General features: G+C 69.1%; 14 protein-coding genes. 11 read left to right on the top strand and 3 right to left on the bottom strand.

Annotated elements, in window-relative coordinates:
• Positions 1–200: 200 nt before the first annotated feature.
• From argC to argH, 6 genes are read left to right on the top strand one after another with little or no spacing between them, the layout of a single operon-like run.
• A complete protein-coding gene (argC, locus tag ACLF6J_RS11675; RefSeq protein WP_131492609.1) occupies positions 201–1,253 on the top strand; it encodes an N-acetyl-gamma-glutamyl-phosphate reductase in 1,053 nt (350 codons plus the stop codon).
• On the top strand, positions 1,250–2,407 hold the full coding sequence (argJ, locus tag ACLF6J_RS11670; RefSeq protein ID WP_047524343.1) for a bifunctional glutamate N-acetyltransferase/amino-acid acetyltransferase ArgJ: 1,158 nt from the start codon (positions 1,250–1,252) through the stop codon (positions 2,405–2,407). The genes argC and argJ overlap by 4 nt, the downstream gene beginning before the upstream one ends.
• The gene (gene argB / locus ACLF6J_RS11665) at positions 2,404–3,321 is read left to right on the top strand and encodes an acetylglutamate kinase (RefSeq protein ID WP_131492606.1); all 918 of its coding nucleotides are present in this window, start codon (positions 2,404–2,406) and stop codon (positions 3,319–3,321) included. The genes argJ and argB overlap by 4 nt, the downstream gene beginning before the upstream one ends.
• Complete coding sequence (locus ACLF6J_RS11660; protein WP_134351654.1) at positions 3,318–4,523, top strand: acetylornithine transaminase; 1,206 nt, start codon at positions 3,318–3,320, stop codon at positions 4,521–4,523. The genes argB and ACLF6J_RS11660 overlap by 4 nt, the downstream gene beginning before the upstream one ends.
• A complete protein-coding gene (gene argF, locus ACLF6J_RS11655; RefSeq protein ID WP_131492602.1) occupies positions 4,520–5,449 on the top strand; it encodes an ornithine carbamoyltransferase in 930 nt (309 codons plus the stop codon). The genes ACLF6J_RS11660 and argF overlap by 4 nt, the downstream gene beginning before the upstream one ends.
• Positions 5,449–6,879 carry an argininosuccinate lyase gene (gene argH / locus ACLF6J_RS11650; protein WP_131492600.1) on the top strand — a complete coding sequence of 477 codons (1,431 nt, stop codon included), beginning with the start codon at positions 5,449–5,451 and terminating at the stop codon, positions 6,877–6,879. Before argF ends, argH begins: the two co-directional genes overlap by 1 nt.
• A 30-nt stretch (positions 6,880–6,909) precedes the next feature.
• On the opposite strand, the gene ACLF6J_RS11645 is transcribed toward argH, so the two are convergent.
• Entirely contained in the window at positions 6,910–7,506 is a 597-nt protein-coding gene (locus ACLF6J_RS11645; RefSeq protein WP_047524348.1) for a DUF1349 domain-containing protein, read from the bottom strand.
• 60 nt (positions 7,507–7,566) lie between these two features.
• Here ACLF6J_RS11645 and ACLF6J_RS11640 point away from each other — a divergent pair, with 60 nt between their 5' ends.
• Together ACLF6J_RS11640 and ACLF6J_RS11635 are read left to right on the top strand one after the other, a co-directional pair.
• A complete protein-coding gene (locus ACLF6J_RS11640) occupies positions 7,567–8,211 on the top strand; it encodes a SatD family protein (RefSeq protein ID WP_134351652.1) in 645 nt (214 codons plus the stop codon).
• Positions 8,208–9,023, top strand: coding sequence for a hypothetical protein (locus ACLF6J_RS11635; RefSeq protein WP_134351650.1), 816 nt, complete (start codon positions 8,208–8,210; stop codon positions 9,021–9,023). Before ACLF6J_RS11640 ends, ACLF6J_RS11635 begins: the two co-directional genes overlap by 4 nt.
• Positions 9,024–9,028: 5 nt before the next feature.
• Here ACLF6J_RS11635 and ACLF6J_RS11630 read toward each other — a convergent pair whose 3' ends face one another.
• Positions 9,029–9,385, bottom strand: coding sequence for a MerR family transcriptional regulator (locus ACLF6J_RS11630; protein ID WP_047524351.1), 357 nt, complete (start codon positions 9,383–9,385; stop codon positions 9,029–9,031).
• 53 nt (positions 9,386–9,438) lie between these two features.
• Here ACLF6J_RS11630 and ACLF6J_RS11625 point away from each other — a divergent pair, with 53 nt between their 5' ends.
• The 3 genes from ACLF6J_RS11625 to ACLF6J_RS11615 are packed head-to-tail and all read left to right on the top strand — an operon-like array spanning position 9,439 to position 12,536.
• Positions 9,439–10,392: an aldo/keto reductase gene (locus ACLF6J_RS11625; RefSeq protein WP_134351648.1), complete on the top strand. Its 954-nt coding sequence runs from the start codon at positions 9,439–9,441 to the stop codon at positions 10,390–10,392.
• Positions 10,393–10,430: 38 nt separating this feature from the next.
• Complete coding sequence (gene tyrS / locus ACLF6J_RS11620) at positions 10,431–11,732, top strand: tyrosine--tRNA ligase (protein WP_208526470.1); 1,302 nt, start codon at positions 10,431–10,433, stop codon at positions 11,730–11,732.
• A gap of 9 nt (positions 11,733–11,741) precedes the next feature.
• Entirely contained in the window at positions 11,742–12,536 is a 795-nt protein-coding gene (locus ACLF6J_RS11615; RefSeq protein WP_134351646.1) for a DUF4184 family protein, read from the top strand.
• Here the strand turns inward: ACLF6J_RS11615 and ACLF6J_RS11610 are convergent.
• Positions 12,521–13,912 (bottom strand): CoA transferase, encoded by a 1,392-nt coding sequence (locus ACLF6J_RS11610; protein ID WP_134351644.1) that lies wholly within the window; start codon positions 13,910–13,912, stop codon positions 12,521–12,523. The two genes, ACLF6J_RS11615 and ACLF6J_RS11610, sit on opposite strands and share 16 nt — an antisense overlap.
• Positions 13,913–14,287 lie beyond the last annotated feature (375 nt).

Genomic DNA, 14,287 nt, shown 5'->3' with positions numbered 1-14,287 from the left:
TCGCGACATGCCTTCGGCCGCCACCGCTTCTCCGACGCTCGCTCCGAGCGTCATCGCTGTGCGCCGACGCCGCGGCCGCCGACTGTAGGCGACCCCGCCCTCCTGCCTGCCCCCTTGCGGCGGTGAGTGCCGGTGTCGCCGCCTCGGGCCCCGCCCCTCGGTCCTCCTTTCGAGGAAGACCCGACCGTTAAGGTAGAAGCATGACGTATTCCGTCGCCGTCTCCGGCGCATCCGGCTACGCAGGCGGCGAGATCCTACGCCTCCTGGCAGACCATCCCGACATGGAGATCCGCACCGTCACGGCGCATTCGAACGCCGGGCAACCCCTCGTCGATCACCAGCCGCACCTGCGCTCCCTGGCGCACCTCACGCTGCAGGAGACCACACCGGACATCCTCTCCGGCCACGACATCGTCTTCCTGGCGCTCCCGCACGGGCAGTCCGGTCAGTACACCGACGCGTTGGGCGACGCCCCGCTCGTGATCGACGCCGGAGCCGACCATCGGCTCACGTCGGCCGCGGCCTGGGACGCGTTCTACGGCGGTGCGTTCCATGAGGCGTGGACCTACGGCGTGCCGGAGCTCCTGGTCGACGGCGTGAAGCAGCGCGAGCACCTTCGGGGTGCGACGCGCATCGCCGCTCCCGGCTGCAACGCCTCCACCGTGAGTCTCAGCCTCGCCCCGGGAGTGGCCGCCGGGGTCATCGACGCCTCCGACATCGTCTCGGTGCTGGCGGTCGGCCCGTCCGGTGCGGGGAAGAGCCTCAAGACGAATCTCCTGGCGAGCGAGATCCTCGGATCCGCGAACCCGTATGCCGTCGGTGGAACCCACCGGCACATTCCCGAGATCCGTCAGGCGCTCGCCGCAGCCTCCGGCGCAGACCCCGACGGCATCCGGATCTCCTTCACCCCGGTGCTGGTCCCGATGTCGCGCGGCATCCTCGCCACCTCGACGGCGCCGATCGCGTCCGGCGCTACGGATGCGCAGATCCGGGACGCCTGGCAGAGCGCGTACGGGGAGGAGACCTTCGTGCAGCTGCTCCCGGAAGGACGATTCCCGCGGACCGCCGACGTGATCGGCGCGAACACCGCGCTGATCGGTCTCGCGATCGACCGTTCCGCCAACCGCGTCACCGTGGTCACCGCCGTCGACAACCTCGTCAAGGGCACCGCCGGCGCTGCCATCCAATCCATGAACATCGCGCTGGGACTGCCCGAGGCCCGCGCCCTCTCACTGAACGGAGTCGCGCCGTGAGCGTCACCGCCCCCGCAGGATTCGAAGCGGCCGGTGTCGCCGCAGGACTCAAGTCGACAGGCAAGCCGGACGTGGCCGTCGTCGTCAACCGGGGACCGCGCAAGGTCGGCGCCGCCGTCTTCACCGGCAACCGTGCCAAGGCGAATCCGATCATCTGGTCGCAGCAGGCCGTGGCTGATCGCGTCGTCGAAGCCGTCGTGCTCAACTCCGGAGGGGCGAACTGCTTCACCGGCTCCTTCGGCTTCCAGACGACGCACCAGACCGCGGAGAAGGCAGCCGAACTCCTCGGGGTCAGCGCCGGCGACGTGCTGATCTGCTCCACGGGGCTCATCGGCACCGGAGACGAGACCTTCCGGGCGAGGGTGCTCGCCGGCACCGAGCAGGCGATCGCCGAGCTCAGCGCAGACGGCGGGGACGACGCCGCTCACGCGATCATGACCACGGACACGGTCGCGAAGACGGCGGTGATCAGCCGCGACGGCTGGACCATCGGCGGCATGGCCAAGGGGGCCGGGATGCTCGCGCCCGGACTCGCCACGATGCTCGTGGTGATCACGACCGATGCCGTCCTCGAACCGCTGCAGGCCGACGAGGCCCTGCGCCGCGCGACCGGGAAGACGTTCGACCGGCTCGATTCGGACGGGTGCATGTCGACCAACGATCAGGTCACGCTTCTCGCCAACGGTGCCTCGGAGGTCGCCCCGGACCTGGACGACTTCGCCGCCGCCCTCAGGGAGCTGTGTCAGGAACTCGCGGTGAAACTGCAGGGTGACGCGGAAGGCGCGAGCCACGACATCACGATCGAGGTCCGGCAGGCGGTGTCCGAGCAGGACGCGGTCGAGGTCGGCCGGTCCGTGGCACGCAACAACCTCTTCAAGGCGGCGATCTTCGGCAACGACCCGAACTGGGGACGTGTGCTCGCCGCGATCGGCACCACGAACGCGCAGTTCGATCCCTATGACGTCGACGTCTGGATGAACGGCGTCCGCGTGTGCACCGAAGGCGGTCCCGACCGTCCGCGGGAAGAGGTCGACCTCACCCCGCGCGCCACCCACGTCGTGATCGATCTGAAGTCGGGCGAGGCCGCGGCCACGGTGCTCACCAACGACCTCACGCACGATTACGTGCACGAGAACAGCGCGTACGCCTCATGACCGACATCCAGGACACTCCGGCCGAGGTCGCCGCGCAGAAGGCCACGACCCTCATCGAGTCCCTCCCGTGGCTGAAGAAGTTCCGCGATCAGATCGTCGTCATCAAGTACGGCGGCAACGCGATGGTCTCGGAAGAGCTGCAGGACGCCTTCGCGCAGGACATCGCGTATCTCCGGTACGTCGGGGTGCTGCCGGTCGTCGTCCACGGAGGCGGTCCGCAGATCTCGAACATGCTGCAACGCCTCGAGATCCCGAGTGAGTTCAAGGGCGGCTACCGCGTCACCAACACCGAGGCGATCAGCGTCGTGCGCATGGTGCTCACCGGTCAGGTGAACCCGCAGCTCGTCTCCAAGATCAACTCCCATGGGCCGATCGCCACCGGGCTCAGCGGTGAGGACGCCGGTCTTTTCGGCGGACGCCGTCGCGGCGTCGTGATCGATGGAGAAGAGGTCGATCTCGGACGCGTCGGCGATGTCGTCGAAGTCGACCCGACCCCGGTGCACGACCACCTCGTGGCCGGGCGCATCCCCGTGGTCTCGAGCATCGCGCCCGACCTCGACCACCCCGGTCAGTCGCTGAACGTCAACGCGGATGCGGCGGCGGCGGCGCTGGCGGTTGCTCTGAACGCCCGCAAGCTCGTGATCCTCACCGACGTGCCCGGACTCTACGCCGATTGGCCGAACCGCGACTCGCTCGTCTCGCATCTCACATCGGAGGCTCTCATCGACATGCTTCCGACGCTCGAGTCGGGGATGATCCCGAAGATGCGCGCGTGTCTCGACGCGGTCGAGGGCGGCGTCGATGCCGCGGCGATCATCGACGGACGGGTGCCGCATTCGGTGCTCGTCGAACTCTTCACCAGCAAAGGAATCGGGACCGAAGTGGTCCTGGGAAGGAATGAGGTGACGGCATGACCGTCTGGCAGGACGATGCGGCACGCGATCTCGTGCTCAACGCGGGGGAGCGGCTCGCGCTGCTGGTTCGCGGTGAGGGTTCGTACCTGTGGGATGCCGACGGCCGACGCCACCTCGATTTCCTCGCGGGAATCGCGGTGACCTCCCTCGGGCATGCGCACCCGGCCTTCGTGGAGGCGGTGTCGGCCCAGGCGGCGACGCTCGCCCACGTGTCGAACTACTTCGCCACTCCGCCCCAGCTCGCCCTCGCCGCACGTCTCAAGCGCCTCGCCGGCGCCGGAATCGACGGACGTGTGTTCTTCTCGAACTCCGGTGCAGAAGCGAACGAAGCCGCGTTCAAGCTCGCCCGTCTGCACGGCGGCGTCGAGCGGCCGCGCATCCTCGCGCTCGAGAACGGCTTCCACGGACGCACCATGGGCTCGCTCGCCCTGACGGCGAAGACCTCCATGCGCGCGCCCTTCGAGCCGATGCCGGGTGGCGTCGAGCACATTCCGGCCACGATCGAGGCGCTGCAGGCGGCGATGGATGATCGGGTGGCCGCCGTCATCGTCGAGCCCATCCAGGGCGAGGCCGGTGTGGTCGAGCTGCCGGACGGCTACCTCGCCGCTGCACGCTCGCTGACCCTCGCGCACGGCGCGCTGCTGATCGTCGACGAGATCCAGACCGGTGCCGGCCGCACGGGCGCATGGTTCGGATTCAGTCATGAGGGCATTACCCCCGACGCGATCACCCTGGCCAAGGGCATCGGTGGTGGCTTCCCGGTCGGTGCTCTGGTCACCTACGGTTCCGCCAGCGCGCTCTTCACGCCGGGGTCCCACGGCTCCACCTTCGGGGGGAACCCGCTCGCGACCGCGGTCGCCGACGCGGTGCTCGCCGAGATCGAGAGTGCCGGGCTGGTCGAGAACGCCGCCCGCCGGGGCGCGGAGCTGCGTGAGTTCCTGCTCGGCATGGACTCCCCGCTCGTCGACGGCGTGCGCGGACGCGGTCTGCTCATCGGTGTGGCGCTGTCCGCGCCGGTGGCCGGAGCCGTGGTCGCCGCTGCTCAGGAGCGCGGCCTCATCGTCAACGCCGCCAATCCGGAGACGGTCCGCATCGCGCCCGCCCTCACGATCGGTGACGCCGAGCTCGCGGAGTTCCGTGAGTTGTTCACCGCTGCCCTCGCCGACGTACAGGCTTCCCTCTCCGGAAAGGTATCCGCATGACCCGCCACCTGCTGCGTGACGACGACCTGACGCCCGCCGAGCAGGCCGAGATCCTCGACCTCGCCCTCGAACTGAAGAAGGACCGCTGGGCGGACAAGAGTCTTGCGGGGCCGCAGACCGTCGCGGTGATCTTCGACAAGTCCTCGACGCGCACCCGGGTGTCGTTCGCGGTGGGCATCGCCGACCTCGGTGGCTCGCCGCTCATCATCTCCACCGCCAGCAGTCAGCTCGGGGGCAAGGAGACACCGTCCGACACCGCACGCGTGCTGGAGCGCCAGGTCGCCGCGATCGTCTGGCGCACCTACGCGCAGTCCGGACTCGAGGAGATGGCCGCCGGCACGCGCGTGCCGGTGATCAATGCGCTCTCCGACGACTTCCACCCCTGCCAGCTGCTCGCTGATCTGCTGACGATTCGTGAGCACAAGGGCGAGTTGAAGGGTCTCACGCTCACGTTCTTCGGTGATGGGCAGAGCAACATGGCGCATTCCTACGCCCTCGCCGGCGTGACGGCGGGGATGCACGTGCGCATCGCATCGCCCGAGGACTATGCGCCGCGCGCCGACGTCATCGAGGCAGCCGACCGCCGTGCGGCCGAGACCGGCGGATCGATCACGCTGTACACCGACGCGGTCGAGGCCGCCGCCGGGGCCGACGTGGTCGTGACCGACACCTGGGTCTCGATGGGCAAGGAGGAGGAGAAGATCGCGCGCATCCGTGACCTCGGCGGCTACAAGGTCACCCCCGAGACGATGACGCTCGCCGACCCGGAGGCGATCTTCATCCACTGCCTCCCGGCGGACCGCGGCTACGAGGTCGATTCCTCGGTCATCGACGGACCGCAGAGCGTCGTCTGGGATGAAGCAGAGAACCGGCTGCATGCGCAGAAGGCGCTTCTCGTGTGGCTGCTCGGCAAGAAGGACGCGTGATGACCGACTCGACGCATGAAGGCACCAACGAGGGGGCGCTCTGGGGCGCACGTTTCGCCACCGGGCCCTCGCCCGAGCTGGTCGAGCTCAGCCGTTCCACGCATTTCGACTGGATCCTCGCTCCGTACGACATCGCCGGCTCGCATGCCCATGCGACCGCGCTCGAGGCCGCGGGATACCTCGAACCCGACGAGGCGCGACGGATGCACGAGGGGCTGGATGCCGTGGCTCGCCGTGTCGCAGACGGTTCCCTCCGCCCGGTGCCGACCGACGAGGATGTGCACGGTGCGCTCGAGCAGGCACTGATCGCCGAGCTGGGACCGGAGCTGGGCGGTCGTCTGCGCGCAGGTCGCAGCCGCAACGACCAGATCGCGACGCTCGTGCGCATGTATCTGATCGACCACGCTCGGGTCATCGCGCGAGACATCCTGCGCGTCGTCGACGCACTGGTCGCCCAGGCGGAGGCGCACCCGACGGCGATCCTCCCCGGGCGCACCCACCTTCAGCACGCACAGCCCGTCCTGCTCGCCCACCACCTGCAGGCGCACGGGTGGCCGCTGGTGCGGGAGCTGGAACGGCTCGTGGATTGGCGTCGCCGCGCCGGTGTCTCGCCCTACGGCGGGGGAGCGCTGGCGGGTTCCACGCTCGGTCTCGATCCTGTGCTCGTGGCGACGGAGCTGGGCCTCGACCGTCCGGCCGAGAACTCGCTCGACGGCACTGCCGCTCGTGACGTCGTCGCGGAATTCGCCTTCATCACGGCGATGACCGGTGTCGATCTCTCGCGCCTCTCCGAGGAGATCATCCTCTGGAACACCCGCGAGTTCGGCTTCGTCACCCTCGATGACGGGTACTCGACCGGTTCCAGCATCATGCCGCAGAAGAAGAACCCCGACATCGCCGAGCTCGCTCGGGGCAAGTCCGGCCGTCTCATCGGCAACCTGTCGGGGCTGCTGGCCACGTTGAAGGGCCTCCCGCTCGCGTACAACCGCGATCTGCAGGAGGACAAGGAGCCGGTCTTCGATTCGGTGCAGACGCTGGAGGTCGTGCTCCCCGCTTTCGCCGGCATGATCGCGACGCTCCGCTTCGACACCGCGCGGATGGCGGAACTCGCACCGCAGGGCTTCTCGCTCGCGACCGACGTCGCCGAGTGGCTCGTGAAGCGCCGGGTGCCCTTCCGCGACGCCCATGAGATCTCGGGTGCGCTCGTGCGCGCGTGCGAGGAGCAGGGGATCGGACTGGAGGACGCTTCCGATGAGCTGCTGCTCTCGGTGTCCCCGCATCTCGTGCCCGAGGTTCGCGAGGTCCTCACGATCGAGGGTTCGGTCGGATCGCGGACCGGCGTCGGCGGCACCGCTCCGGAGCGGGTCGCCGAGCAGCGCGCCGAGCTCATCGCTCGCGCGCAGGCGGCCGCCCACGCCCTCGGCCTCTAGTCGACGTCGGGGCCGCCGGCCCGCAGCGGATCAGTGGAGGTCGGTGTCTGCCGACGACCGTTCCCACCGGGTGAACCGGACCGTGAGTCCGCTGCGCGTGGGCGCGGCGAGGAACGGTCCGGCGGATGCCGTCGCCGTACCGTCGAACGGGGCGACCCGAACGAGACGCCACGGTCCGTCATCGGCGCGGGCGCGCACGATCACGGAGTCCGCCCAGCGGCTGACGCGTACCGTGATCTCGCTCTCGAGCCACTCATCGACGTGACCGACCGACCAGTCGGAGCCCCCGGCGGTGACCACGGCGCCGAGTCCGAGGTGATCGTCGGCGTACTCCAGGCCGGTCTTGATCCAGTGCTCGTCGTCGATCCGCACGAAGACACCCGCCTGGTCGAACTGTCCGTCCCAGGGCGCGCGGAACGACACCTCCATCGCCTCGCCGACCGCGAGGGGTGCGAGCAGGGCGTGCTCGGTGTCGTGCACGAAGCCGTAGGCGGTGTGCCGCCAGGCGTCGCTGCCCTCCACGGCGGTGATGTCGAGGGGAGCCGAGCCGTCGGGGAGACCGGAGGGGGAGGCGGGGGCGGTGGTCCATGTTCCGTGGGACCAGGGGATGATGTGCGATTCAGGCATGTTCGCAGAATATAGCCATTTAGAGCATAAGTCGAGAGTTATGCGTGTTATGGTTATGCCATGGTCATCGCGGTACTCGCAGACATCGTGGGCTCTCGCCGGCTCGACGATCGCACCGCCGCGCAGCACGTCCTCGACGACACCATAGCCAGGGTCGAGGTCGACTTCCCGCTGGCCGCGCAGCCGCTCACGCCCACCGTAGGAGACGAGCAACAGGGTGTCTACCTCGATCTGAGCGACGCGATGGTGTCGCTCCTGATGATCCAGCTGCGGCTGCCGGACGGTATCGCCTTCCGGTTCGGGATTGGGGTGGGGGAGGTGCGTCAGGTCGAATCCGTCCATCGCGAGCTCGCGGACGGACCCGGCTGGTACGCGGCCCGCGCCGCGATCGAGACCGTGCATGAGCGCGAGGGTCGCGCCGTGCCGCGCACGCGGTCCTGGATTGTCGGAGCCCCGGGGCAGGATGAGGTCATGGAGAGCACGATCGCCGCATCGAACGCCTACCTCCTCGTCCGCGACGAGCTGGTCGGCGCGATGAGCGAGCGGGAACGGCGACTCACCTACGGCCGTCTGCTCGGTCGATCGCAGCAGGAGCTCGCGGCTGAGGAAGGGATCACGCAGCCCAGCGTCTCGAAGTCGCTGCGCACCGCGGGCACGGCCGCGCTCATCGAGGGAGTGGCCGCGCTTCGAGGGGAGCGCGCATGATCGTCGCCGGCTTCATCCTGCTGGCAGTCGGCGCCGCCGACCTGGTGCGTCAATTCGCCCCGCGCCGGTGGATCGGCTACCTCACCGTCACCGTGGTCCTGCTCCTGCTCGGCAGCGTCAGCGACGCGCTTCTCCCCATGGCTCTCGCGCTGGTGGTCGGAGCGCTCTGGGTGTGGAGCATGCCCACCGAGCGCCCCGCCCCTCTGGGGTTCTGGCCCGCCGTCCTGCTCGCGGTCGTGAGCGTCGGCGCCGTCGTCGGGCTCGGTGCTCGTCCAGACGCCGGCCTGATCGGCGCGGTCTGGCGTCTCCGGTCACCGTTCGGAGAAGTCCCCTTCGATCTGGCTCTGCTGGCACTGGGTGCTGGGGTGTTCCTCCTGGAGTCCGCGAACCTCGTGGTCCGTGCGGCGCTCGACGGGGAGCACACCTGGCGCCCGGCAGACCCGGCCGCGTCGCCGGTGACAGCGGTCGCCGACACCGCCGCCGCCCCAGAAACCGCCGCCGCCAGTGAAACTGCCGCCGCCACGCAGACAGATGCTGAGGTGGCGTCAGCACCCCGCGATCCTCGCGGCGGATTCAAGGGTGGACGACTGATCGGACCGCTGGAGCGCATCCTCGTCCTGATCCTCACTCTCGCTGCGGCGTATCCGATCCTCGCCGCGATGCTCGCCGCGAAGGGCATCGTCCGATTCCCGGAGATTTCCCGCGACGGGGAAACCGGTGCTCGGGCGGAGTACTTCCTCGTCGGCAGCCTCGTCAGCTGGGTGATCGCCCTCGGCGCCGCTTTCCTGGTCTGGTGGGCGGCGCACAGCTGACGGAGTCAGTTCGACGACCGGTACCAGTCCAGCTTCTCTTGGAGACGCCGCTGCTGCGCGAGAACGTCGGCGAGTTGCTTCTCGACCGTCGCGGCGTGCTCTTCGAGAAGAGCTATCCGCTCCGGAACGGTGTCGTCGCGCTGGCAGAGCTGGCCGTAGCGACGCAGGCGTTCCACCGGCATACCGGTCTCCCGGAGGCACTTGAGGAATTCCAGGAGTCCGAGCTCGGTATCGGTGTACGCGCGATGGCCGCCGGCCGTGCGAGACACCGCGGGCAGGATGCCCTCGCGTTCGTAGTAGCGCAGTGTGTCGATGCTGAAACCGGAGCGTGCCGCAGCCTCCGCCGGCGTGTACGTGGTCATGGTCCGAGCATAGAGCTTGACCTGGAGCGCACTCCAGGTTGCAGAGTGAGGTCATGACCACTCGGAACACCCCTGTATCCCCGCTCGTCCTGGGAGCGATGTCCTTCGGCACACTCGTCGATGAGGAGACCTCGTTCGCTCTGCTCGACCGCTTCGTCGAGCGCGGAGGAGTCTGGATCGACACCGCCGACTGCTACAGCTTCTGGGTGAGCGACACGGGGCAGGGCGGAGCGTCCGAGGAGGTGCTCGGACGGTGGCTCGCGGCGCGACCACATGCACGGCAGCAGATCCGCATCTCGACCAAGGTCGGCGCCGAGCCCCTGTGGCCGGGGTCGTGGCCCGAGCACCGGGCCGGGCTCTCTCCGCGTGCGATCCGCGCTGCCGTCGAGGGGAGCCTCGAGCGTTTGGGCATCGACCGGATCGATCTGCTCTGGCTCCACCAGGAGGATCGGACGGTGGCGATCGAGGAGACCGTGGATGCTCTCGCGGCGCTCACCGCCGACGCCACCGTGAGCCGCGTCGGCGCCTCGAACCACCCGGCCTGGCGCATCGAGCGTGCCCGTGCGCACGCGAAGTCCCTCGGAAGCATCCCCATCGACGCGTTCCAGCTGAACAGCACGTACCTGCGCACGCGCCCGGGCACGCTTCCGCCCGGGGTGGCCCATCCCTTCGGCGTGCTGAGCGACGAGCAGCGGGACTTCGCGGCGGCGAACGGGATCGAGATCTGGGCGTACACCCCGCTGCTCTCCGGCGCCTACGACAACCCCGCGAAGCCCGTGCCCGAGGTGTATGAGCACCCGGGAACCGCACGTCGGCTCGCCGCGCTGGATGAGGTCTCGGACGCACGGGGTCTCGGACGGGGGCAGATCGTGCTGGCATGGCAGCTCGCGCGGGGCATCCGCCCGATCCTCGGTGGCAGCAAGCTCGACCAGCTGGAAGTCGCGATGGACGCCGCCGCGATCGCCCTGTCCGTCGACGAGATCGCTCTCCTCGACGGACCGCTGTGAGGCGATTCGCCCCTGCCCGCGCTGATAGCCTGGAGCGCGTGTCAACTGCTGATCTGACGACCGCACCCCAGGCGATCGACCCCACGTTCGAGAACGTGTGGGACGAGCTCGTGTGGCGTGGCCTGGTCCATGTGTCCACCGACCAGGAGGCGCTGCGCGCCCTTCTCGCGGGGGACCCGATCACGTATTACTGCGGGTTCGACCCGACGGCACCCAGCCTGCACCTCGGCAATCTCGTGCAGCTGCTGACGCTGCGCCGCATCCAGCTCGCCGGTCACAAGCCGCTCGGGCTCGTCGGCGGATCGACCGGACTCATCGGCGACCCCCGCCCCACGGCGGAGCGCACCCTGAACACGCGGGAGACCGTCGAGGAGTGGGTCGGGCGTTTGCGGACGCAGGTCGAGCGCTACCTCAGCTTCGAGGGGGACAACGCGGCTCGCATCGTCAACAACCTGGACTGGACCGCGCCGCTGAGTGCGATCGACTTCCTGCGCGAGATCGGCAAGTACTTCCGCGTCGGCACGATGTTGAAGAAGGATGCGGTGGCCGCGCGCCTCAACTCCGACGAAGGCATCAGCTACACCGAGTTCAGTTACCAGATCCTTCAGGGGATGGACTTCCTCGAGCTGTACCGCCAGTACGACTGCGTCCTGCAGACGGGTGGATCCGACCAGTGGGGCAACCTCACCAGCGGCACCGACCTGATTCGTCGCGCCGAAGGCGTCTCCGTGCATGCGATCGGCACCCCGCTGATCACGAACAGCGACGGGACCAAGTTCGGCAAGAGCGAAGGGAACGCCATCTGGCTCGATGCCGCGATGTGCAGCCCGTACCGCATGTACCAGTTCTGGCTGAGCACGGCGGACAGTGACGTCATCGACAGGCTCAAGGTCTTCACGTTCCTCGGCAGGGCCGAGATCGAGGAGTACGCCGCGCTCGTCGAGACGGAGCCGTTCCGTCGCGCCGCTCAGAAGCGTCTCGCGCTCGAGGTGGTCGCGACCGTGCACGGCATCGATGCGACGGCAGCTGTGATCGCCGCATCCGAGGCGCTCTTCGGGCAGGGGGACCTGACCGCGCTCGATGCCGGCACGCTCCGCACCGCGCTCGAGGAACTCCCGAATGCCACGGTCGCCGCGGATACCCCGGTGACTGAAGCGCTGGTGGCGACCGGACTCGTGGCGAGCCTCTCCGAGGCTCGGCGCGCGATCGGCCAGGGTGGCGTGACGCTGGACGGCGAACGCGTGGAAGACGAGGCCGCCACCGTCCGGGGGACGCTCCCCGGAGACGTGTCGGTGCTGCGTCGCGGCAAGAAGACCCTCGCCGGCGTCTTCATCGGCTGACCCAGACGGATGCCGTTCACTCCCAGCCACGCGCTCGTCGCGCTGCCGTTCCTGCGGACGCCCCTGGTGCCCGCGGCGATCGCGATCGGTGCGATGACCCCGGATCTTCCGCTGTTCGTGCGGGGCGTCGGACTGAACTACACCTTCACCCACACGTTCGGGAACGTGCTGTGGACGGCGCTGCTCGCGTTCGTCCTGTTCCTGGTGTGGCGTGTGCTGCTGCGCCCCGCGGTACCCGAGCTCGCTCCGCTCTGGCTGGCCCGCCGACTTCCCCGTGAGTGGAGTGAGGGTGGGGCTGCCGCGGCGGGACGAGCCGTCGGGGTGGGGGAGAAGCGCTCGTATCCGGTCCTTCTCGCGGTGTCGTTCCTGATCGGTGTGCTCTCACACATCGTGTGGGACCTGTTCACGCATGAGGGCCGATGGGGTGTGCAGCAGACCCCCGCTCTCGATGAGATGTGGGGCCCGCTTCCCGGGTTCAAGTGGCTTCAGCACGGATCGAGCCTGATCGGTCTCGCGATCATCGGGATCTGGGCGTTGCTCTGGCTCCGTCGTCGTGTGCCGCGGCTGGACACCGCGCAATCGATCCCGCACGGGGTCCGCCTGGCGTGGTGGGTGTCGCTGCCGGTCATCCTGGTCGGAGCCTGGGCGGTGGGTCTCGCCGTCTTCGGTCCGCTCGATGCGGAGTTCACGGTTCAGCGCCTCGCCTACCGTGTGCTGCCTCCGGCGTGTGCGCTCTGGGGCGTGATCACCGTGGTGCTCTGCGTCGTGCTCGCGGTGCGCGGGCGTCGTCACCAGCGGGGCTGATCCGACCCCCAGGGGTGGGGAGCGTCGAACTCGAATCCGGGCAGGGCCGGACGAGCGGTCGTGAGGCTCGTTTCTCCGAGGACGAAGCGGGCGACGTGAGGATCGACGGCGAAGCCGAGTGCCGCGTTCGGCTGCCGACGTCGAGGCATCAGGAGGAGTTCTGCGGCGACCCGGCGCAGCGACGTCCGAACCACCCACGAGCCATCCGGGCGCGGGGGACGCTGTCGAAGCAGCGTCGTCACCGCGGCCGCGAGGAGGTAGCCGGCGCTGTGATCGAGGGCCTGCACGGGGAGTGCTCCCGGGCGGTCGCCATCGGGAGTTTCGATGAGCGCGATGCCGGACTCGGCTTGGACCAGGCTGTCGAATCCGGCCCGATCCGGATGCTCCGTGCCCCAGGCGCTGAGCTGGGCGACCACCAGCCCGGAGTGGCGGCGGGCGAGCTCCTCCGGATTCAACCCGAGCCGATCGAGAGCGGCCGGACGGTATCCGAGGACGACGGCATCGGCCCGGTCGATCAGCTCCTCCAGTTGCGGGTCACGCGCATCCAGCACCGCGGACCGCTTGCCGTGGCCCGTGTCGAGATGCTGCCATTCCGGCTCGGGCAGCTGCGGTGGATCGATCCGCAGGACATCGGCACCGAGCAGCGCGAGCGTCCGTGTGCACACAGGGCCGGCGATCACCCTCGTCAGGTCGAGTACGCGCATTCCCTGGAGGGGGCGGTGCTCTGAACGGGCATCGGCCGATGTCGAGCGCGACAAGGGGGAGGGCGACACCGCCTCCACGCGGTTGATCTCGAGCAGCGGGCGCGCACCGAGGAGCCGGTCGGTCGCGGGGGCCTCCGCCATCACCCGAACGGCCAGGCCCCCTGCGGCCGTGATGGTGGCGACGGCCGGTGCGCTCTGTTGCTCCGCGAGCACGTCACGAACCGCCTCGGCACCTGCCCCTTCCTGCAGGCCGAGACCTGCGCGCAGGCCGGCGGCGTGATGGGGGTAGTTCCCGTGGGTGCGGATCCAGCCGTCGGAGGTTCGCCAGAACCCGGAGTACGGCGACCACACCGGCGGAGCGGCGCCGTCGACGGTGAGCACACGGTCGCTTCCGTACGCGACGGCGACCCGCGCGGGGTCGAGATCCTCGGGTGAGCGACCGGCGGCGACCATCACGGCGCTGACACTGGCCCAGGCGAGAGCGGCCGTGTCCAGCCGTGAGGAGAGCGCGACGACAGGGCGCGCCGCAGACGACCGGTCAGTGACCGCGATCCCGAGCTCACCGAGCACACGCTCGAACAGCGCACCGCCGTCACGCGAGCCCCGACGATCGTCGTCATCCGCTTGTGCGTGCGCCGTCTCGAGGAGCGGCTCATCCGGGGGCGTGGGCATGGCGCGATCGTACTCCGCCGCACCTGGCGCAGCCGAAACGTCCCCTGATCCGGTGGAAACCTGACGGGCGAGGCGTCGACACGCCCGGGCGGTGGCCCTCGATTTGCCAGAACCCGGGAACCCACGTAACTTATTACTTGTTCGCCCCACAGGGACGCGGAGGAGCCGAGTGCTTCACCCCCCTCAAGCGGAGAACGAATCCCTTCCACTCTCTCTCTTGAGAGATCTGGCGCTTGCGTCTAGGATAGGGAATCCACCCTTCTGCGGCTGTCAACAGCTGCGCTGCGGATCACTGATCTGCACGGCGCGCCGATTTGACAAGCGGGACGGGGTGGGTAAGATAGAGAAGTTGCCCTGCGGGCCTGGTTGTGATGA

Origin of the sequence: Microbacterium sp. IO18 (genome assembly GCF_049099505.1) — a bacterium.
Lineage (GTDB): Bacteria > Actinomycetota > Actinomycetes > Actinomycetales > Microbacteriaceae > Microbacterium > Microbacterium aurugineum.
The sequence above is the reverse complement of the archived record's forward strand: the minus strand, read 5'-3'. Positions and strand labels throughout refer to the sequence as shown.